The sequence below is a fragment of the Chitinophaga rupis genome (assembly GCF_900109685.1).
Lineage (GTDB): Bacteria > Bacteroidota > Bacteroidia > Chitinophagales > Chitinophagaceae > Chitinophaga > Chitinophaga rupis.
The window spans coordinates 576,185-598,632 of the sequence record NZ_FOBB01000001.1 but is presented as its reverse complement, the minus strand read 5'-3'; the positions used below and the strand labels follow the sequence as shown (position 1 = coordinate 598,632).

Annotated in this window: 11 protein-coding genes; 2 read left to right on the top strand and 9 right to left on the bottom strand. The window is 48.7% G+C overall.

Going from position 1 to position 22,448, the window contains the following annotated elements; translation table 11 throughout:
- Window positions 1-37: 37 nt before the first annotated feature.
- From BMZ54_RS02305 to BMZ54_RS02275, 7 genes are all read right to left on the bottom strand, one after another.
- Window positions 38-1,393, bottom strand: coding sequence for an aminotransferase class III-fold pyridoxal phosphate-dependent enzyme (locus BMZ54_RS02305; protein WP_089908248.1), 1,356 nt, complete (start codon window positions 1,391-1,393; stop codon window positions 38-40).
- Between the two features lie 234 nt (window positions 1,394-1,627).
- A complete protein-coding gene (locus BMZ54_RS02300) occupies window positions 1,628-3,070 on the bottom strand; it encodes a CoA-acylating methylmalonate-semialdehyde dehydrogenase (RefSeq protein WP_238386463.1) in 1,443 nt (480 codons plus the stop codon).
- A 193-nt stretch (window positions 3,071-3,263) separates the two neighbouring features.
- Window positions 3,264-3,800: an RNA polymerase sigma-70 factor gene (locus tag BMZ54_RS02295; RefSeq protein WP_089906526.1), complete on the bottom strand. Its 537-nt coding sequence runs from the start codon at window positions 3,798-3,800 to the stop codon at window positions 3,264-3,266.
- A 143-nt stretch (window positions 3,801-3,943) separates the two neighbouring features.
- Complete coding sequence (locus BMZ54_RS02290) at window positions 3,944-6,031, bottom strand: T9SS type A sorting domain-containing protein (protein WP_162277451.1); 2,088 nt, start codon at window positions 6,029-6,031, stop codon at window positions 3,944-3,946.
- A gap of 19 nt (window positions 6,032-6,050) precedes the next feature.
- Window positions 6,051-7,211, bottom strand: a complete 1,161-nt coding sequence (locus BMZ54_RS02285) for a carbohydrate-binding protein (RefSeq protein WP_089906524.1) — start codon at window positions 7,209-7,211, stop codon at window positions 6,051-6,053.
- A 469-nt stretch (window positions 7,212-7,680) separates the two neighbouring features.
- Entirely contained in the window at window positions 7,681-11,793 is a 4,113-nt protein-coding gene (locus BMZ54_RS02280; RefSeq protein WP_089906523.1) for a glycosyl hydrolase family 18 protein, read from the bottom strand.
- Window positions 11,794-12,278: 485 nt separating this feature from the next.
- Window positions 12,279-14,666, bottom strand: a complete 2,388-nt coding sequence (locus tag BMZ54_RS02275; RefSeq protein WP_089906522.1) for a glycoside hydrolase family 127 protein — start codon at window positions 14,664-14,666, stop codon at window positions 12,279-12,281.
- Between the two features lie 1,378 nt (window positions 14,667-16,044).
- Between BMZ54_RS02275 and BMZ54_RS02270 the strand changes: the two genes are divergently transcribed.
- A complete protein-coding gene (locus BMZ54_RS02270; protein ID WP_089906521.1) occupies window positions 16,045-16,953 on the top strand; it encodes a bestrophin family protein in 909 nt (302 codons plus the stop codon).
- Between the two features lie 23 nt (window positions 16,954-16,976).
- The gene (locus BMZ54_RS02265; protein ID WP_089906520.1) at window positions 16,977-19,583 is read left to right on the top strand and encodes an MGH1-like glycoside hydrolase domain-containing protein; all 2,607 of its coding nucleotides are present in this window, start codon (window positions 16,977-16,979) and stop codon (window positions 19,581-19,583) included.
- Window position 19,584: 1 nt separating this feature from the next.
- Here BMZ54_RS02265 and BMZ54_RS02260 read toward each other — a convergent pair whose 3' ends face one another.
- Together BMZ54_RS02260 and BMZ54_RS02250 are read right to left on the bottom strand one after the other, a co-directional pair.
- Window positions 19,585-20,598: an AraC family transcriptional regulator gene (locus BMZ54_RS02260; RefSeq protein WP_089906519.1), complete on the bottom strand. Its 1,014-nt coding sequence runs from the start codon at window positions 20,596-20,598 to the stop codon at window positions 19,585-19,587.
- Window positions 20,599-21,311: 713 nt separating this feature from the next.
- Window positions 21,312-22,289: a helix-turn-helix domain-containing protein gene (locus BMZ54_RS02250; protein WP_089906517.1), complete on the bottom strand. Its 978-nt coding sequence runs from the start codon at window positions 22,287-22,289 to the stop codon at window positions 21,312-21,314.
- Window positions 22,290-22,448: the final 159 nt, after the last annotated feature.

The window sequence follows — 22,448 nt, the reverse complement described above, 5'->3', positions numbered from 1 at the left end:
CAGGAATTAGCTATAAGAATTTGGAAATGTGCTTACTTCAATTTTCATATGCATCGTCTGCAATGCGGATAGCCTCGCTGATGATGGCCAGCCCTTCATCTACCTGCGCTTTGGTGATACATAAGGGAGGCGCTATAAATACATAGTTCCAGCGTACAAAGGCATACATGCCCAGCTGTTTCAGCCTGGCGGCTACTTTATTCATCACCGTCATTTCACTGGCCGGCGCATTAAAGCGGGCCATAGGCGCTTTGGTAGCGCGGTTCTTCACCAGCTCTATACAACCCAGTAAGCCGGTATTCCTGAAATCGCCAATACTGGGATGCTGTTGCTGCAGCAGGGCTACCTGCTGCTCAATATAAGCGCCCATTACAGCAGCATTTTCTATCAGCTGCTCATCCTCATAGATCTGCAGCACCTCTACTGCGGCGGCGCAGCAAACCGGGTGGGCTGAGTAGGTAAGCCCTAACCATAATACCTTATCATCAAAGTAGCTGGCAATGGTATCGCTCACAATTAAAGCGCCGAGGGGCAGGTAACCGGCGGTAATACCTTTGGCGGTAGCTATCATGTCCGGCACTATGCCGTGCACGTCACAGGCAAACCATTTGCCCGTGCGGCCAAAACCGCTCATTACTTCATCCGCTATCAGCAGAATGTTGTATTTATCGCAGAGCGCGCGCACTTTTTGTAAATAATCCGGCGGGTATTTAATACAACCGGAAGATCCGCTTTCCCCTTCCATGAGGATGGCCGCCACATTTTCCGGGCCTTCAAATTCAATCACCCGCTCAATATGGCTTACACATTCTCGGGAGCAGGATGTAATTTCCTTACCCCAGGGGCAGCGGTAACAATAAGGATCTTCCACGTGCACTATGTTAGGCACCTGCTGCGCATCATGCGGCAGCTTGCGGGGATCGCCGCCGGCTGTCATAGCGCCATAGGAGGCGCCGTGGAAAGCACGGTAGCGGGCAATTATTTTAGAACGGCCGGTGTACAAGCGCGCCAGCTTAATAGCATTTTCAATGGCTTCTGCGCCGCCGGTGGTAAAAAGCGTTTTATTGAGGTTACCGGGGCTAATGGCGGCTAACTTTTTACCCAGCTCACCACGGGCCTGTGTAACGCAGCCGGGTGTAACATAGCTTACTTCCTGCATTTGCTGCATCACGGCCTGGGTTACACGCTGGTTGCCGTGGCCAATGTTCACGTTGATCAAACCGGAAGAAAAATCCAGGTAGCGGTTACCATCATAATCATAGAGGTAAACACCTTCTGCATGTTTTACGGCAATAGGGGCAATCCCTTTTTGCTTGCTCCAGGAAAAAAGGGTATAGTCCAGGTTGTCCTGTATAACCTGCTGGGTGGCAGACAGGGAGGAGGTTTCAGCCATAGCGTTTAAATTAATCCATGCTCCATCATTATGGCGCATGGCAGTTTGCTGTATATCAGTTGACCTTAGTTACTTCCTAATGTTGGTTGATCGCTTCCTGTTACTTGCAGTACCTGTCTTATGTTATATTCCATCGACCATCGACTATCTTCCGTGGTCTTTTCTACTTCTTTTACTTATAATACTACCTTACGTTCTATGCCATGGACCATAGACTATGGACCATGGACTCCATCAGCTCATCCAGTTAATCCCTGCTTCGGGATTCCATTTAGTAGTGGTTTTCTTTAGCTTACTCCAGAATTCTATGGAGCTTTTGCCGGTAATATCGCCTACGCCAAATTTACTTTCATTCCATCCACCAAAAGAAAAGGGCTCACGGGGCACGGGTACGCCTATATTAACGCCTATCATACCGGCATTGGCCTTTTCAATAATATAACGCGCCAGGCTGCCATTTTGTGTATATACTGCGGCTGCATTGCCGTAGGGGTTGGCATTTTCTATGGCCAGGGCTTCATCTACCGTATTGGTGCGCAGGATACTGATCACGGGGCCAAATATTTCTTCCCTGGCCACCGCCATATCCGGTTTCACATAGTCTATCACGGTAGGGCCTACGTAGCTGCCCTGTTCCTTGCCTTCTACTACGGTGTTGCGCCCGTCTATCAGGATGCGCGCGCCCTGCTGCTCTGCTTCGGTAATATAGCGTTCAATTTTTTCTTTGGATTCCCGGTTGATCACTGCGCCCAGGTTTTTGCCCGGTATCACCTTACCGGCTTCTGCGCAGATCTTGTCTATAATATGATCTACCTGGCCCACTGCTACCATGGCCGATGCCGCCATACAGCGCTGCCCTGCGCAACCGCTCATAGAGGCCACTACGTTCTGCGCAGTCATATCCGGTTTGGCATCCGGTAATACCAGCAAATGATTTTTAGCGCCGCCTAAGGCCAGGCAGCGTTTTAACTGCCCGGTAGCCCGCTGGTATACCAGCTTGGCCACTTTGGTGGAACCTACAAATGATACGGCTTCAATGCTGGGGTGGTCGCAGATGGCGTTCACTATTTCACTATCGCCGTTCACAATATTGAATACCCCGTCCGGCAGGCCGGCTTCCTTCAATAAAGCCGCAATGCGGGCCAGGCTAAGGGGGACTTTTTCAGAAGGTTTTATGATCATGCAGTTGCCCAGGGTAAGGGCATTGGGAATGGTCCAGTTAGGCACCATGCTGGGAAAGTTGAATGGCACGATAGAGGCTACTACACCCAGCGGTACATGTTCTGTTCTGCATTCCACGCCTTTGCTTACTTCCAGTATTTCGCCGGTTACCAGCTGTGGCAGCGAGGTGGCAAATTCCGTGAGCTCTATACATTTTTCTATTTCTGCAATGGCTTCGCCCAATGTTTTACCGTTTTCTTCACTCACCAGCTCTGCCAGCTCCTGCAGGTCTCTTTCCAATAAATATTTGTAGCGGAAAAATACCTGCACCCGTTCTTTGATAGGGGTTTGGCTCCAGGCGGGGAAAGCGGCTTTTGCAGCATTAACGGCGGCATCCAGGTCGGCAGCGGTGGAGCAGGGCATCAGCGCCAGCTCCCGGCCATCTGTAGGTGAGGTAATGGTTAGCAGACGGGTGGAATCAATATCTGTGAACCGGCCATTAATAAAGTTCTGCATGCGGGGGTATTTCATTGGGCTGCATTTGTTGTATAATATACTGATTTTTTTGCAATGTTAAGATTGCAAAGCAGTTCTTCAGTAGTGGCCGGAGATTATAGGGATGTGTGCCACACGTTTACTTATCACACAAAATACAGGCAGCCCACTCCCGGGCTGACCAGGAACTGGTAAAATACTTACTGGATGCGTTTCAGCAGCCGGACAGGGATAATACCTGTACGGCCTCACGCAGCTGTTTAATGGCGCGGGCAATATGATTCTCCACGGTTTTGGGTGAGATGGCTAACTCCGTGGCAATTTCTTTATAGGATAGTCCCCGCTGCCGGCGCATATTGAAAACGGTTTTGCGCATAGGCGGCATGGCGTTAATGGTACGTACCATGTGTTCCATACTATCGCGCAGCTCTAATTGTTTATTTTCTGTAACCGGCGCTGCGCTGCTGCTGGCCCAGCCGCTAATGTGGGTTCTTTTAACGGCTTCTTTGCGCAGCTCATCCACCAGAATAGTTTTGGCTATCTGGAAAAGCTGCGTGGAAAGCAACACTCCGTCTGATAAGGCATTCCTTTTTTCCCAGAGGCGGATGAAGGCCTGCTGTACTACTTCCTCTGCCAGGTAATGCGAGCTGGTTTTCTGATACACAAAGGCATATAACCTGTGCTGATATTGATGATATACTTCCCTGAAAACATTGCTGCTGCCCTGTTTGATACCGTATAATTCGGTCATTCCTTACCACAATTTGAGTACAAATATTTTCATTTCATTCTGGTTTTTTTTGCATGGTTGCCGTTATCAATTTATTAATTAATTGTAAAAAAAAGGGCCCCGGAATAACCGGGACCCCTACGTTGTCATAGGATGGGATATTATTACTGTTTGATCACTTTGCGGGTGATCACTTCTTTTCCTACGTAGATCTTGATCAGGTACATGCCGGTTGAAAGGCTGGACAGGTTCACGGGCTGGCCGTTAGAAATACGCTGTGCAGGCCTTACTTCCGTACCATTCATGTTATACACACGGATGTAATACTGATCCACCTTGCTCTTCACTTTCACAGATAAGTTCTGTGTAAAAGGGTTGGGCGACAGCACTACATCAAGGGTAGCATCATTATCATCAGCTGTTGTTGTGGAAGCAGCGGAGGATGATTTAACCGGTGTGGCAAGCGTGATGGCGTTGCTCATTACAGCAGCTTTTGCAGCCGTAGAAGGTTGTACCACTACGGAAGTTGCCCAGTCGTTCAGGTTCAGCGGCTGACCGTTTACAGAGAGGTTCACCAGGCAGGAGAAGTCGCCGCGGAATACGTAAGCGCTGCCACCGAAGTTAATATCCTGGTACAGGATAATTTCATAACCACTTTTCACTTTTAAAGCGGAGATGTCATCGTTCGGAATACCCAGGGCATTCAGCTGCGCCATATCATATCTGCCGGGCGCCAGGTTAATGGCATAGCCGCCGTAATTACAATCCTGGTATACGGTAACTGCACCGCTGCCGGTACCACCGGAAATAGTGCCGGTAATGGTATAAGCGCCCAGGGAAGCATAGTTGGAGTAACCATCCGTAGCCGGGTTACCCACGCCGGTACCGGTAACAGATACATAATAAGTACCAGCCGCCAGGTTGGCGTTAATAGCCGCAGATAAACCAGCGGGATCTGAAGTAGCTACTACAGCGCCACTGCTGTTAAGCAGGCGGGCCAGTATATCCAGGTTAGCATGGCGGGGAGCCGGGTTGAAGTTGATGGTAGCATTACCGCCGGATGTGCTGAAAGAGAATACATCCACATCAGCCGTGCGCTCAATAATGCCGCTGCTGTTGATGCTGCCGCCTGCGCCTACGCTCAGAACGCCTGCAGATGAAATGCTATTGCCATAATCATCGGCACGGTAGCCAACACCAAAAGTGGAGCTGGTCATTTTTGCCAGGTCATCTTCCAGGTTGTTGGCGCTGTTATATTCGCCTTTGCTCCATTGTACAATTGGTTTGTAGTAACCAACACCCATAATAGGCGCCCAGTTACCCTGGCCGGCGTAGTAACCTTCTGCAGGAGAATTTCTGCCGTCATGGCCTAAGCTTAAAGTATGACCTACTTCGTGTGAAGCAGCATCGCCGGCGCCTTTTACGCCACCGTTAAATACCCAGCAGGGGGTATCATCATTCCAGTTAAACGAGCTGATATAGGCTACGCCACCTGCGCCGGGAGCAGCGGTATTGGTAGGCGTGAAAATGCAGCGCATTCTCCTGTTCTTGGGATAAGTGTTAAACACCGCTTCGCTGGTAGTGATGTTCATATGGAAGGGCTTGTAATCTTCGCTTACCAGCTCCCATACTTCGCGCATTTCAGCTTCTGAGAGGGTGGCTGGTGCGGCGTTAATGGGATTACCATTATTCCAGGGAGTGCCGGAAACATACTGACCGTCAAAGTCCAGCAGTACGCAGCCATTGGCGCCGGGGTAGCTTTGCAGGTCCGCAGGTACAGCGGCTGCAGTTACACCCTGTGCTGTTACCTGGGAGGTAGCAGGGCCTTCTTCATAATTAATACACAGTACCTTGTTAATGTCTTCTTCTTTTACGAAAACATTACCGGTATTGTCTGAATAATATTTGTATGCTTTTTTGCTTTGCCGTAACACGATGTTACCTTCAACCTTGTTGCCCTCTATGCGAACAAAGAAGGAAGAACCCGGGGTATTGGCTATTTCGCCTGCCAGGAATTCTTCTGTGGCGCTACCGGTAGTACGGAAATTTACTTTAGCATTTAACGTGGTATTAGCACTTACTCTCAGCTGTGCGCCGCTTACAAATTGCTGTTGCCTGGCCGTTGCCTGCTGGCGGAATTCCTGCACCAGGGTGCGGGTGTTGCCTAAGCTATATTCTTTTTGCTGACCAAAGGCTGTAAAGGAGATAAGCAGGAATGCGAGGCCTGCTGAATATTTTAGAGCTTTTTTCATAAAGATACTGTTTAAGGGTTTAGAGTTTGGTAATGCGGAACCAGTTAATATTCCAGCCACCGGATGCTGCATAAATGCCAAAGTTGTAAGTACCGGCATTAATGTTCACGGTTTGGGAAATGGTGGTCCAGTTTTGCCAGCCACCGGTGTTGGGCACATCTACTGCACCCAGTACAATGGAACCGGCGTTCAGGTCCTGTGATAAACGGCCGCCGCCATTCAGGCTGGCTACACGGTATTCGATCTTGTAGCTGCCGGATGTAGGTATAGTGATGCTGTTGTAAGCCATCCAGTCGCCGGTTTCAATATAACCTACGTTCTGGCCACCGCCGGCATCAGTAGTGGTTTCCGTTTGTACGCCCAGCATGCTGCTATAGCTTTCTGCCTGTACGGTCTGACTCCAGGTGGGGGGAGGATTGGTGCCGCCGCCCTGGTATACGTGTACCCAGTCTACATACATTTTTGCAGGGAACGCATTGTTATCAATGTTGAAGCCGGGCCAGTTGCCACCAATGGCAAAATTCAGCAGGATGAAAAAGTTCCGGTGAAATTCTTCAGTGCTGTTAATGTTGTTGGCAATATTGGCTTCATTGTACTGTACACCATCTACAAACCATTTGATGGAAGATGGGTTCCATTCAATAGTGTAGGTATGGTAACCGGTAACATTCACCGGGGTGCTGGAACCATAGGAGGCATGACCGCCATCAGGTCCCTGCCAGTGAATGGTTCCTACGGCATTGGGATCATTGTTCACATGCTCCATGATGTCAATTTCACCACAGGCAGGCCAGTTCACGGTGCTGATGTTATCGCCCAGCATCCAGAAGGCAGGCCATGCGCCGGAGAATGCCGGTATAGCAATACGGGCTTCTATCTTACCATATGTCCAGGATTTTCTGCCCTGGGTTTTCATCCTGGTAGAGGTGTAGTTATAACCGCCGAAACTTTCGCGTTTGGCAGTAATTACCAGCTGGTTGTTTTCGATGGTAGCGTTTTCACGGCGGTAATATTCCAGCTCATTATTACCCCAGCCGCCACCGCCGGTTTCAAATACCCAGTCGGGGCCAATGCTGCCGTTAAACTCGTCGGCCCATACGAGCTGCCAGGTTTGTGAGAATGCCATCTGCTGTACGCCGGTAAAGGCCATAAGCAGCAATAGAAATTTTACTGGTTTCATGTGTAAAGGTTTTTAGTGTTTCTGATCAGATGAAACCTTACGGACACGTGGTTTCACAGCTCAAATGTGGATGTGTTAATGGTTTTCAGGATTGCAAATGTTTGCTGCAGTAATGATAGTTGCCCCGTTAGTATGGGCCGGGTAATAAGCCGGTATGCCTAACGGGGCAGCGGCTAATTGAAAAGGAAATGGTCTTTGCATATGGTTAAGGTTTAAGGGTGAGCGGGAGAATATTTTGTTCAATAACGACCAGCATGTATAAGAAGCGGAGTATAGCTATGGGCCATACATGCCGGGTGCGCAGCGCGGTTGGCTATAATATTTTATAGGGCTGATAAGTTGGGGATTTGCGGCGGATGTAAAGAAATGGTGTAAATTTTTTTGCATACAACGGTTAAATAGGATGTTAGTTAGAAAAGGGAATGGTCCCGGATGAACCGGGACCATTTTCATTTTTCATTTTTAACTATTACTGTAGCCTTATCACTTTAGCAGTGGCTACTCGATGGGTGCTCCTGTTTTCTACTTTCAGGATCCAGGTACCGGCAGGTAGCTGGCCTGTTTGCAGTTTAATGAACTGGGTGCCTTTGCCGGCAGCCGTTTGTTGTGTTGTTAATACAGGCGCATTGCCTTTCATATCCAGCAGGGAGATCTGTAACCTGTCGCCGGGCTGTGCATCCACCCGTACCTGCAGTTCACTGCCGGTTACCGGGTTCGGATATACTAACAGGTTAGCATTGCTCACCTCCTGTGTTACAGCAGGTGCGCTGGTGCTAACGCTGGTACGTGCCAGGGCGGCGCCGCAGGCCCCCAGTGGTTTCCACCACCAGTCTGCAGTACCGGGTGTTACGTTGTACAGCGCATCTGACTGGCTTTCATAAAGAATGCCGTTATACACTACGCGGTCGCCTTTGCTGTAAATTTTCGGGTACGGCTGGTATGTGGCTACACCTGCGCAGTTGCCGGTATTGCCACCGCTGGTTACTACTACTGTTACAGCAGCAGAAGCGGATGCTCCTGAGTTGTCAGTTGCTTTAGCAGTGATGGAGTAAGTACCTGCTGCTACGTTAGACCAGGTATAGCTGTAAGGAGAAGAAGTGCTCTCGCCTAATTTGCTGCCGCCATTGAAGAATTCCACTTTTGCTACAGAGCCGTCGCTGTCGGTGGCAGTAGCCTGTATGGAGATGCTGGCAGGTGCTGCAAAAGATGCGTTGTTAGCAGGTGAAGTGATGCTGATGCTGGGAGCGCCATTATTGCCGCTACCGTTACAATCACTTACATACTGCCAAACTTTGGAATCGCCACTGTTGATGTCAGGCTGCTCATTCTGTGTCCACCATTTGGCTTTGTACACTTTGCTGTTGTAAACAACCTGCATATCAGCTGTGTAAACGGAGGTTGCGCTCCATGCGGCAATACCGTTACAACCGTTGTTATTACCGGTGCCTACCACAATGGTAACTGCTGCTGATGTGGTTACTGCGCCTTTGTTGTCAGTAGCTTTGGCAGTAAGCGTATAGGTGCCGGCAGCTACATTCGCCCAGCTATAGCTGTAAGGCGCTGCAGTGCTTTCACCCAGCTTGGTACCGCCATTGAAGAACTCTACTTTGGATACAGTGCCGTCATTATCGCTTGCGCTGGCCTGTATGCTTACAGTGGCAGGCGGCGTAAAGGTGGCATTGTTTGCCGGAGATGTGATGCTTACAGCAGGAGGATTATTTCCCGGGTTTGTAGTACCAAAGAAGTACTCATAATAGTTGTTCGCAAATTCATCGGCAGTGGATTTATCCCAGTTAATGGACCATGTCATGATACCACGCAGACCGGGATATCCGCCTGCTTTCCTTAACGTATAAACGCCACCGTAAGACTGGCCTTTGGTCAGATAATCCAGGGCTTTCTTAACATTGGCAGGTGTAGTATAACCGCTGCCTGCTGCAGAAGTATTAGCCGGTAAGCCAAATGCTACCTGGTCTTCACGCAGGGCAGGGAAAGTGAGGTTGGTGCCGCTTACGGGGAAACCAGCCAGCAGCATTTCCGTCATAGCTACAATGAAATCGGAGGTGGAGGAGCTGTACACTTTATTATCCAACCCGGTTACAGAGCCGGTGTTATACAGCTGCGGGTGAATGAAGGTCAGCTCATCTTTCACACCGTAGATCACCGGCAGATAAGCGCCTACCAGCGGGGAATACGCAGCGCCATAGGCTGTTTGTACATAATAGGTTTCAGGCGCCATCGTGAGCCAGCATTCTTTACCCTGGCCTTTACGATAGTTCACTACTTCCTTGATGGCAGAAACCAGGTTCTGGATCTTGGGTGTAGTCGGGTGTGTGAAGTCTTTATCGCCATTATCCAGGATCAGGGTGTTACCACCTTCCAGGTCAATGTCAAAACCATCAAAGTTATAAGTGTCGAGTATAGATTTCAGTGAGCTTACAAAAGCAGCTTTTTGAGTGGCAGAACCTAAAATAACAATACCATCCTGACCACCGATAGAGATCAGCACTTTCCTGCCTTGTGATTGCAATAGCGCAATATCGGATTTGAAATCAGCCACGGTAGTGTTTTCCGGTGTAAAGCTCAGGGTAGCCTGGTCAGAACCGGCCAGTGCAAATGCAACCTCTATTACATTGTACTTGGAGTTAACATCACGTAAACGGATATACTGCGGTGCAGTAGAACCGCCCCAGTTATGCCAGTAACCAACCACCACCTTGCCGGTGCCGGGGTTATTAGTGCCGCCGGAGGTTACTGCTACTGTAGCAGCAGTAGAGGTAGTTACAGCGCCTTTGTCGTCAGTAGCTTTGGCTGTAATAACATAAGTGCCAACGCCTACGTTGCTCCATGTGTAAGTATAGGGAGCTGTAGTTTTTTCACCCAGCTTGGTAGCGCCGTTGTAGAACTCAACTTTGGCAACAGAGCCATCGCTGTCAGCTGCAGTAGCCGTAATAGTTATGCTGGCAGGTGCAGTGAAGGAGGCATTGTTAGCCGGTGAAGAAATGCTTACAGTGGGAGGCACATTGGGATTGTTGGTGCTGCCACCTGCAAATACTTCATTCAGCTTATTTACCAGCTTGGATTTGGTATTGGGGCAATAGATCAGCTTTCCTTTGGGAGTGGTGCTGCTGGTCATGTCGGTCATATCACCGAATACCTGCCATACAATTACGCCGCCCAGGCCATTATCATTGATATATTTTGCCTTTTCGCCAATAGAGCGTTCGTTATCATAGCTCAGGAAATAATTGCCTTTTGTTTTGTAAGGTACTTTAGCCACATCATCCCAATACTCTGTCCAGCCGGAACCGGAGCCGGTGTTCTGCAGTATGTAGCTATAGCTGGGAGTACCATCCCACAGGTCTTTTGCCCAGTTGGTATAATCTGCGCAGGTCTGGATAGGGCCATCCGGCTGCACAGTTTCTGCACGTTTGGTGGTAGCACCATTCAGCGTGGCAGCGCCGTTGGTTATTACACCACGGCCATAAAAAGGCGCTCCCAGGTTCACTTTGCTCATATTAACGCCCAGTGTGCGTAAAGCCTTTACACAAGCGTCTACAGAGAAGTTGCTGTATTCTGCACCGGGGTAATCATACAACGGTGCGTTGTGGCCTGCTTTGTTTGACCAGCCACCGTTGAAGTCATAGGTCATCATGTTATAATAATTCATGGAATTATTTAACCGTGACCAGGGGAATCCCTGCAGCTTAGCGGGCGAAGCGGAGAAAGCAGCGGTGATCAGCTTATTGGCGCCGATGGCAGCACGTACCTGCTCGATCAGTACTGCAAAGTTGGTATAATCAACCTGACCGTAATGTTCAATGTTCATACCCGGATCATTAGGGTATTCCCAGTCAAAGTCAATACCGTCAAAGCCCATAGCCATCAGCTTTTGACAATCTGCCACAAACTTAGCGCGTTTGGTAGCATCTGCAGCCATTTCAGGGTAGTGCTTACACATGCTCCAGCCACCGATAGAGGCCATTACCTTTACACCCTTTTGGTGGGCCAGGTCTATTACGCCCGGTGCGCCGCCCTGCTTGGGAACAGACAGCGGAAATGCGCCGGTAGCGCCGGTGTTCACATTTTTCCAGCCGCTGCCTTCATTGCGGTAACCCAGCGTGTAGGCATAGCTGCCGTCGGAGATATAATACAGCGGAGCATCCAGCTCACCATACAGCAGGAACATATCCCAGCTGCTGTAAATGTCTTCATTCACCAGCGCTGCAGGTTCCTGTACGGCGCCTACCTGGTAAATGTTCTTGTTCCGGAAGTCACCACTGTGCAGTGAGCCGTCTTTTGCTACACCAAAAAAGGAAAAGTTCAGGATGGTGTACTGGGAGTAATCTACGTTCAGGTGATTATAACCGCCTTTCGGTACAATACCTGCTACGTCTTTCCAGGCATCCCATTGGGTGATATAACCTATCACCTGTTTGCTGTGCTGTTTGGTGGTAGCCGGCACGGTTGGACTAACCTGTGCCTGTGCGCTGCCCTGCCATAGCAATAGGGATAAACAGCATGCTTGCTTGAACCGGCGTAGCCAGCCGCCGGGAGGAGTAGTAACTCTCAAGGTTCTCATGTTAGGATAATTTGGTTTGTTTAATGACACGTGAAAGTGCCTGCAGGGTTATGCCTTGCAGAGATCTACAGGTGCCGGTTTTGTCAACTGATTATAGGTTTTAATGAATAATGCCATAGGTTCAATAACTCAAGATATAGTACGTGCTAAATCGATTTGGCCAAAGGGTATTAGATCAGCTCATGCATAGGTGTCGTTTGTACAATCAAGAAGTACTACTACGCTCCGGTTTTTTTACAATAAATCTGTTGACTACAGTATATGGAAGCAAAGATATTGGGTGAGGGAGTGATAAAAAACGCAGGTAAACAGGGATTAGGTGCAGCAAAACACGCATATACATATGCGTAAATAACGGAACATAGTGTTACTTGTACATTAAGTCCACGCAGGGTTTCAGGGGATGGCGATAATGTATATATGCAACTGTGCCACACCGTTATGGTGTGGCACAGCTATATAAAGTGTGGCGCTTCTCCACATTTTTATTCTACTTTCCATTCAACGATGCCGGCTGCATGTTCTTTAGGCAGCTGTACCTCCATCCGGAGCGCGCTGGTTTCTACCGTATCAAATTTTACGCTGTTGAAAGTATCTTTTTCTGTCGTGTAGGCATTGCTGTTCTTAACAGGTAACCATTCTCCGCTAGGATCTTTATACAGTAGTTTCCAGGAAGCTGGTAAGCGGCAGCCGCCCCAGGGGCTGTCATCATACCAATAAACCTGTGCGCTGGAAATTTTTGCCGGTGCTGCAAAATCATACTGCACCCATTGTAAGGTATCTTTTAAAGGCCACCAGTGGTAGTACGGTACACTGCCATCATGTGAGCTGGAAGGTTCCAGCTGATCATTCAATGTTCTTAAAGCTTTTGTTTTGTGCGAACCGCTCACGGTGCTTTTAGATGCTATGGTAGCAGGTTTCAGCGGTACAACAGCAGTGGCTTTATCTGCTACCCATACCGTCATATCACCTGCGCCGCGGTTGGCCCAGGCATAATAGGGAATGGCGGTAACCCTGGCCGGTTCCTGCACCACCTTATTATCTTCAGTAATAGTTTGTGTGAGCGCGGTGGTATGTATTACCTCCACACCGTTCAGCAGGTTGGGCTCAAAGGTAGTGCTGACATCATTTTGCTCATTCACCAGCAAATGACGTACAGAGGCTTTGTTATTATCCGGCCATTCAAAACAATATACCAGCGGGCCGCGTTGCAAAGCGGTTTTATCATCATCTGCCTTCACGGGTGCGGATGCTTTTACATAGCGTACATCCATCGGAAAATTCACTTTAATAACATCGCCTTTTTTCCAGCTGCGGTGAATAACAGCATAGCCGTTTTCAATGGAATCCTCAGCCGGCGCACCATTTACTGTGATGGTATATTTTTTTGTTTCCGGTGTAGCATAGGTATATAAACCACCGGGCATAGGCGCTTTATCTAACCAGGCGGGCAAACGGATGGCCATATCAAAGGTTTGATTGCCTGCAGGGTTCACCGTGAAAGTAATATCGCCATCCCAGGGATAATTGGTTTGCTGATCTACCTCCACTGTTTTTTTCTTTAAGGGGATAGCAGCTTTGCTTTGTATGAACAGGTTTACATAAATACGGTCTTTACCTGTAGCATATACATAACCTGGTACAGATGGAATAAAGCGGCACACATTACTGGGGCAGCAGGCGCAGCCAAACCACTCGCTTCTTTCATGCTGGCCCATTGATTCCAGCGGGTTAGGATAAAAGAAACGATCGCCGTTAATAGCTACGCCGGAGATCATACCGTTGTAGAGGATCTGTTCCAGCACGTCGTAATACTTGGCTTCTCCATGCAGCAGGAACAGGCGATAGTTCCAGTAAATGTTGCCAATGGAGGCGCAGGTTTCATTATATGCGCTCATATTGGGCAGGGCATAATCCGGTCCAAAACCTTCATGACCTGCTTCTGCACCAATGCCGCCGGTGATATAGATCTTATGGTCCACCACATCATGCCAGATGGCATCTATCGCCTGCACATAACCTTTATCGCCGGTAAGCGCTGCCACATCTGCCATGCCGCTGTACATATAGGTGGCGCGCACAGCATGACCTACAGCGCGGGTTTGCTCCGTAACGGGCGCCTGCGCCTGGTTGTATTCTGTACCATTCTTGCGGATATCCAGGAAATATTTAGCTAGCTCCAGGTAACGTTTATCATGGGTTACACGGTACATTTTTACCAGTCCCATTTCTACGATCTGGTGGCCGGGATAATATTTTAAACCGCCTTCCACAAAATCATGATATACCAGGTTGGCATTTTTAATAGCAATATTCAGCAGGTTTTTTTTACCGGTGGCCAGGTAATGCGCGGCAGCAGCTTCATACAGATGGCCGCAGTTATACAGCTCATGGCTCAGGTCCGGATCTTTTTCCCAGCGTTTTTCTCCGGCCCAGGGATGCAGCTTTCCACTGTCTTTGGCAATGGTGCGGTTCGTGTATAAATAACCATCCGGCTCCTGTGCTTTGCCAATGTAATAGATCAGCGTATCCAGCTGTGCTTCCAGCTTTGGATCCGGGTAGGTTTGCAGCGAATAGCTGGCGCCTTCAATGATCTTATAAATGTCGGTATCATCAAACGGGTATTCTGTATTGAACTTTCCTTTTTTGAGCTTACCGGCTATCAGGAAATTATCAACCCGCCCCGTTTTGTAACACTGTTCCAGCGCAATGGGAATGGTTACCTTGTAATTACTAAGGATGCGTGGCGCCCAGAAATGGTCCGTTACTTTTACCGCGGTAAAAGGTACCGGCTGTATGGGATAGTCTTGCGCAAACAGCCTTGCTCCGTGGAATGCGAGCATTATAACTGTCAGATATACAATTTTTTTCATGTCAGCAATTTAAACCTGAGTATAATGGAATTATTGTAAATATAGGAGTATCTAAGTTTGTTAAGTGGCAATATTTTAACCGGAGATCAACGGGAATTGCGAATTGTCAATTACGAATTACGAATGGGGCAGAGGGATTCAATTACGAATTAATTAATTACGAATTACGAATTGGGTATTGCGAAAAGGAAAGTGTACGCGGAAATTATTGTTGTTGAGGTGATTATTGCTGGGTTTAACGATCAGAAACCGGGACAACAGTCTTGGAGTGCCTGCAACAGTTATTGCGGGACCGTCTAAGAGGAGGCATGTAAGGGGGCATGTTGGTGATGGTAAAAGGATGGCAAGGGGGAATAAAAGAAGAGCAAAAAAGGTAAAGGAAGGGTCAACTTAAAATTCCGCACCGGAAAAATAGGTAAGCCCCAGCTCCACATTGCTGCGGCAAGCCGTTGTAGCTCCTGTTTAGAGATAAGGTTCTTAACAAGCGAAACGGGGAGCGCCCTTACATTACAGCTTCAACACAGTTAAGCATGCCATTGCAGGCATTGTATTACGTAGATGGGTATAAAGATATGAAGGTGGTAGAGTACAAAGGCATAAAGGTATTAAGGTATTAAGATGTTAGGATGTTAAAATTGTATTAAGTATAGCATTTCAACCGGCAAACCAGACAAGTCTCCCAACCCCCGCAGTGCGTCCGCAGGTCCGGATGACGGCCCTTTGGCCGGCGTGACACGTCCGGTGCTGCTCAGACATCTCCAACGTCCATCCGCTTGATGTCGCCCGATAGCCGCACACACAGGCGGGTACAGGCCGGAACCGGACCTGCAAAGCACGCCAGATCACACACTAATCAGGCAAGCTACCAACTCCGCAGTGCGTCCGCAGGTTCGTATGAAGGCCCTTTGGCCGGCGTGACACGTCTGGTGCTGCTCATGCACCTCCAACGCCCATCCGCTTGATGCCGCCCGATAGCCGCATGCACAGGCGGGTACAGGCCGGAACCGGACCTGCAACGCACACCAGATCAAACACTAACTGTGCAAGCTACCAACCCCGCAGTGCGTCCGCAGGTTCCGGATGACGGCCCTTTGGCCGGCGTGACACGCCCGGCACTGCCCATGCACCTCCAACGCCCATTCGCTTGATGCCGCCTGATAGCCGCACGCACAGGCGGGTACAGGCCGGAACCGGACCTGCAAAGCACGCCAGACCACACCCTAACAAGACCAGCAAGCACAAGCAGCCAACAACCCGCAATTGAGTTGCGGATGTGTGCTTTTCAGGTGATTTTGCAGAACAGGAAGTTGGTAAGCGCTTCCCACCTAATTTGCTCATCTCCCCCTTATAGAGTAACTTTTAGGTATAATCGGAATTTATGCTGTTGAACGACCGGCTTTCGCTAACCCAGGTTTTCAGGCTTACCTGGCGGGTGGACTTAATGATCCTGGCATGCTGCACCATTGCATACCTGATAGATAATTACTGGCTGGACACGCAGATCTCCATACCAATCAGCATATCAACTGTGCTGGGTACAGCTATTGCCTTTTTCATCGGGTTTAACAACAACCAGGCCTACGACCGCTGGTGGGAGGCCCGCAAGGTCTGGGGGGAGCTGGTGAACGATTCCCGGTCATGGGCCCGTTGCCTGCTGTATAACTGCGCTACAGAGGATAATGAAGAAGCCCCGCACATTACCCGCCGTATGATATACCGGCAGCTGGCTTTCCTGTACGCGCTGAAATCATCCCTGAGAAAAACACCGGAAGATGTATACTACGCCGGTTACCTCAGCGAAGCAGAGGAGGAACGCGTAAAAATGCAAAGCAACATTCCCAATGCTATTTTAAACCTGCAGGCAGAAGATCTGCAGCTGCTCACCCGCCAGGGCGTAATAGACGGCTTCCGCTTCCGCGAGCTGAACGCTTTGCTGATCAGGCATTGTGATAGCATGGGAAAATCAGAAAGAATAAAAAATACTGTATTCCCGCCCAGCTATTTATTTTTTACGCGTGTGTTTATCTGGTTCTATGTGGTGCTGAATACACTGATGATGAGTGAAAGCATAGGCGCATGGTCTATATTATTCGGTTGGGCATTCGGATTTGTATTTCATGTAACACACCAGAACGGCATCAGCATTATGAACCCTTTTGGCGCCACAATGATGGCTGTTCCGCTGGATAGCATAAGCCGCACCATTGAAATTAATTTACTGGAAATGCTGGGCCATGATAATATACCATCTCCCATACAACCAACAGATCAACAAATACTTTTGTAACGGATCTATAAACAACAGATGAAATGAACAAAGAACAAGCAAGGTTGCGACAGAAAGAATGGAAAAAATGGGGACCGTATGTAACAGACCGGCAGTGGGGAACCGTGCGGGAAGATTACAGCGCCGATGGTAATGCCTGGAATTATACCACGCACGATATGGCGCGCAGCAAGGCCTACCGCTGGGGAGAAGAAGGTATTGCCGGCATCTGCGATGACCAGCAGCTGCTTTGCTTTGCCATTGCGCTGTGGAACAAAAAAGACCCCATCATTAAAGAAAGATATTTTGGATTGAACGGGCATGAAGGTAACCATGCGGAGGATGTAAAGGAGCTGTATTACTACCTGGATAATACACCTACGCATGCTTACATGAAAATGCTGTACAAATACCCGCAGCAGGCATTTCCGTATACACAGCTGCTGGAGGAGAACCGCCGCCGCGGCAAGCAGGATCCTGAGTATGAAATAATTGATACCGGCATTTTTGATAACGATGAATACTTTGATGTATTTGTGGAATACGCCAAAGCAGCGCCGGAAGACCTGCTTATAAAGATCACCGTACATAACCGCGCAAAAAATGCGGCACACCTGCACATCTTACCCACCCTGTGGTTCCGCAATACCTGGGACTGGGCGCCGGATAAAAGCCAGCCGCTGCTGTCAGGTAATGGTGCAGATGTTATAGACATTTCCCATAAAGACCTGGGCTATTACCAGCTGTATTGCGAAGGCGCCCCGGAAGTATTATTCACCGATAATGAAACCAATTTTCCGCGCCTGTATAACTACCAGGATGGGAAACGTTTTTATAAAGACGGGATCAATGATTACCTGGTGCATGGCCATACGGCTGCGGTAAATGATACGCAGCAGGGCACTAAAGCTGCCGCCAATTACGAGGTGACCATTGAAGGCGGTGGCGCGGTCAGCATCCGTTTGCGCTTAATGAAAGGTACGGAGTCTCATCCTTTTGCGGATTTTGATGCCGTGTTCAGCACCCGCCTGCAGGAAGCCGATGAATTTTACGGAACCCTGCAAAAAAAGCTCAGTACGGATGATGAAAAAATGGTGCAGCGCCAGGCCTTTGCCGGTATGTTGTGGAATAAACAATTCTACTATTACTATGTAGCCCAATGGCTCAAAGGCGATCCCACACAACCTACGCCGCCTGCAGAGCGGCTGAACGGCCGTAATAAAGAGTGGCAGCACCTGAATAATGAAGATATTATTTCCATGCCGGATAAATGGGAGTACCCCTGGTATGCCGCCTGGGACCTGGCTTTCCATTGCATTCCCCTGGCTATGATAGATAGCGGGTTTGCCAAGGAGCAACTCAGCCTGCTTACCCGCGAATGGTATATGCATCCCAGCGGGGAGCTGCCTGCCTATGAATGGGCTTTTGGAGATGTGAACCCGCCGGTGCATGCCTGGGCCGCCTACCGGGTGTTTCAGCTGGACCGGGAATATAACGATGGTAAAGAGGACATCTCTTTCCTGGAATCAATTTTCCATAAGCTGCTGCTCAATTTTACCTGGTGGGTAAACCGTAAGGATGCTAATGACAACAATATTTTTGAAGGCGGCTTTTTAGGCCTGGATAATATTGGCGTGTTTGACCGTACCGCGCCACTGCCCACCGGTGGTTATATTGAGCAGGCAGATGGCACCAGCTGGATGGCCATGTACTGTTTAAACATGCTGCGCATATCCCTGGAGCTGGCCAAGCACAATAAGGTGTATGCGGATATGGCTACCAAGTTCTTTGAGCACTTCCTGTACATAGCCGGCGCTATTAGCCGTATTGGAGAAGAAGCCAGCGGGGAAGGCCTGTGGGATGAAGAAGATGGATTTTATTACGACCAGATACGTTTTACCAACGACGGGGTTCAAAAAATGAAGGTGCGCAGCATGGTGGGCCTTATACCCCTGTTTGCCGTGGCCGTGCTGGATGAGGAGGTCTTTGCCACGCAGCCGGAGTTTACGGAACGGTTAAAGTGGTTCCTGAGCTTCCGGCCGGACCTGGCCGGGCTGGTAAGCCGCTGGTATGAGAAAGGCAGCGGGGAAAAGCATTTACTGAGCCTGCTGCGGGGGCACCGTATGAAACGCATCTTGCGCCGTATGCTGGATGAAACGGAGTTCCTGAGCGATTATGGCATACGGTCCCTCAGCAAGTACCATGAACAGCACCCCTACGAGTTCTGGCTGGATGGCAACCAGTTTACCGTAGCCTATGCCCCGGGAGAAAGCACTACCGGCATGTTTGGCGGTAACAGCAACTGGCGCGGACCGGTATGGATGCCGGTGAATTTCCTGATCATTGAAAGCCTGAAACATTTTCACCATTATTACGGGGATGATTTCCGGGTGGAGTACCCTACCCACAGCGGCAATTATTTATGCCTGAAGGAAATAGCAGCGGAGCTAAGCAAGCGCCTGGTGCGGCTGTTCCTGCGTGATGAACATGGCCGCCGCCCGGCTATGGGAGCTAATAACAAAATGCAGTTTGATCCTCATTTCCGGGATTACCTGCTCTTTTACGAATATTTTCATGGGGATAACGGGCGTGGGGCAGGCGCTGAACACCAGACCGGGTGGACCGGCCTGGTGGTAAAGCTGTTATCTTAAACTATTGCGCATTACGGATGGCAATAGGATCATATCCATAATACTTTTCAAATTCCACTGTAAGCGCCAGCCGGTTACGGTAACCGGTGCGGTAAGCTATGCTATTCAGGCTTGACCGGGTTTGCAGCAGCAGGTCATAGGCCGTCATCATTCTTTGCTGCAGAATAAAGTCATCTGCCGGCGTGGCAAACACCTGCTCAAAGGCTGTACGCAGCAATGCCTCCGGGATATTGAACCGCACCGCCAGCTCTTTGCTGGTGAACCTTTCCGGTATATGCGTTTTAATATATTCCAGCACGCGGTACATGAGCGCTATCTGCGAATCCGGCAGGTGCGCGGGCTCCTGTAAGGATTGCGCATACTGTATGGCAAAGTTCTGGTAAAGATCCACACAGCAGCGGTACAGGTAACATTCCGCCTGCATGCCTACATACCGGCAGGATAACAGCTTGCTGAGTAATAAAGAGCCTACGAAATTGATCTGGTACGGCTGCTTGTTCAAAGGCCCGTTTAAGTGTTCCGTGGATTCTAAGGTAAGTGGTTGCAGGGCAGGGAACTTGGCTACCAGCGCAGGCAGCATAGCCGGTTTTACATTAATGTGAAAGCTGGTGATCCGCTGGCCAACATCCAGTGCAGCAGTATGAAAATCCGCATGCAGGCTAAAGAGGTTCACCTCCTTTTCGCTCAGCCGGAAAGGTCCCATGTGGTCGATCATGGCGTGGATGGTATCATCGTGCATGTAGTGCAGTGCCAGGATATGCTGGCTGGTATAAGGCCGCAGGATAAAGTACTGGCGGGCAAAGATATCATGACCGAATATAGAGAACTCGCCTACCTTAATGTGTTGGGTTAACATATCACAATCTTCATCGCGATAAAAATAAGCACCGGCATAAGGCATGATCAGCTGCAGGTATTCATCGGGAATATTTTCTGCGGCGGTGTAATTGTGTGTGTCTTCGCGCTCAATGAGCAGCCATTTTTCAGCGGGTTTGTTGAATGCATGTTTTTCCATGGAAAAAAGGTGTTTAAACAATTAATTTGATGTTGTAACACGGAACCATTTCTGCCTGCAGGTTTAAGCTAAAGCCAGGAAATAGGAATGATAGCCTTTGCACCGGCTGTTCTGAGGAGTTGGCGCTAAGGTTATCAGATGCTATTTAGCTGTTTCACATGGGGACAAACAATCAATCAGACGCTATTATTCTGTTAATATACGTAGCATACCGAAAAGGAGATTTTAAAGATCCTATTCCTGACAAAAAAAATATACAACCTGCCGTATCCGGTTTTGGACACGGACAGGAGGGAGGGAAAAGCATGGTGATGGAAAATGTTGTGTTACAAGGGAAAGCGTTCCACCTGGAAAGGTAGAACATGCTATATGTTCAAATAACCATAAAGACACCATATAGGTAGTGAACCTAGTTGAGTGTGATAGAAAGTTTGTTAAACGTATCTTATCTCAAAACTTTTACCGGAGCAGTACCCATCCCTTCAGCGTGATGGGCGTCTGCCACCGGTGGGAACAACGGAACCAGGCGTGAGTCGCCTTATATATATAACGAAAGCTAATGGTTCTCTCTGCGCTGCGTTACTGGCATTGATATGAAAAATGGTGCATATGATGCCGTGCTTCGGTTATAAAATTCCTTAGAAATGAAGAATTATTGCTTATCCGGGTTGTACTTTCTTCGCATCATTTCCGGACAATCTCACTGGATAATTTTATCGCATATTTCGTAGTGCCTGCGGGGGAATGCCATGGTGTTTTTTAAATGCACGGTTAAAATTGCTGATCTCTGTATAGCCAAGATCATAAGCAATATCCGACAGGTTTTGCTCTGTTGTGGTGATCAGGTGATATGCCCGCGCCATGCATTGCTTATGCACAAAAGCCGGCAAGCTTATTTTAAACAGGCGCTGAAAATGGCGGCTTAATGTTTTTTCATGCATATGGTTCATACGCGCCAGCCTGGCCAGTGTATGGTGAATATGCGGATTGGCTTTTACCATTTCCCATATTTTTACCAGCAGCTCCTTATTAGGTATATCCGGTAAGCCATCCAGCTGATCCTGTTCCTTCAGCACTTTGCCATACTGGGTAAGTATTTTAAGAATGCCGGTTTTAAATTCCATGAGCAGGATGCCACCGGTTTCCTGGCTATGGCGCATAGCGTGTAAGGTTTCATGCACGTTATAGTCTATGAGCGCAGGCTGCATCAGCTTGCCTTCATTACTAACCGTCATTACACGGTTCATAAGCTCTGCTATCTCCTCATTGCTTTCTGCCATTTCTTCCAGCCAGGTATATTCCAGCTCCATGTGTAAAGATTCTGCGGGGCCGGCCTCAAACCATGCTTCATTAATACTGGTAGGCAGGTATATTAAGTTATAACGCTGCGGCTCCAGCTCCACACGGCCAAAGCCCTGCACCTCTGCATAAACACTGCCTTCCAGCATATGCCGTAATGCAATGGTAGGCTCGTCTACAGCAAAGAACAGGTTCACCGGCTGGGTTATCATAAACCGGTAAATATAAATGCGGTAATGTTTGTGCAAAAAAGTTTGGGTAAGGATAGTGCCAAACTTATATTGCCGGTATTGCCTGGTGCCCCAGGGCACCAGGTAGGGGTGAAGATGATCTGGGATAACTATCTCTTGACCCGGATCTTTAATTTGATCAGGCGCAATCAAAACGTTCATTACGTGATGTGGTTGTTATAGATTAGGTTGACTAGAATAACTCACTAAGCAGGTTTATACTAACGTTAATGGGTCCGCTCATACATGGAATTAAATTTCCGATACGTTCGTTTAATGGACGCATTGTTAAAAGCAATATTAACTAAAAACTGTTGAATT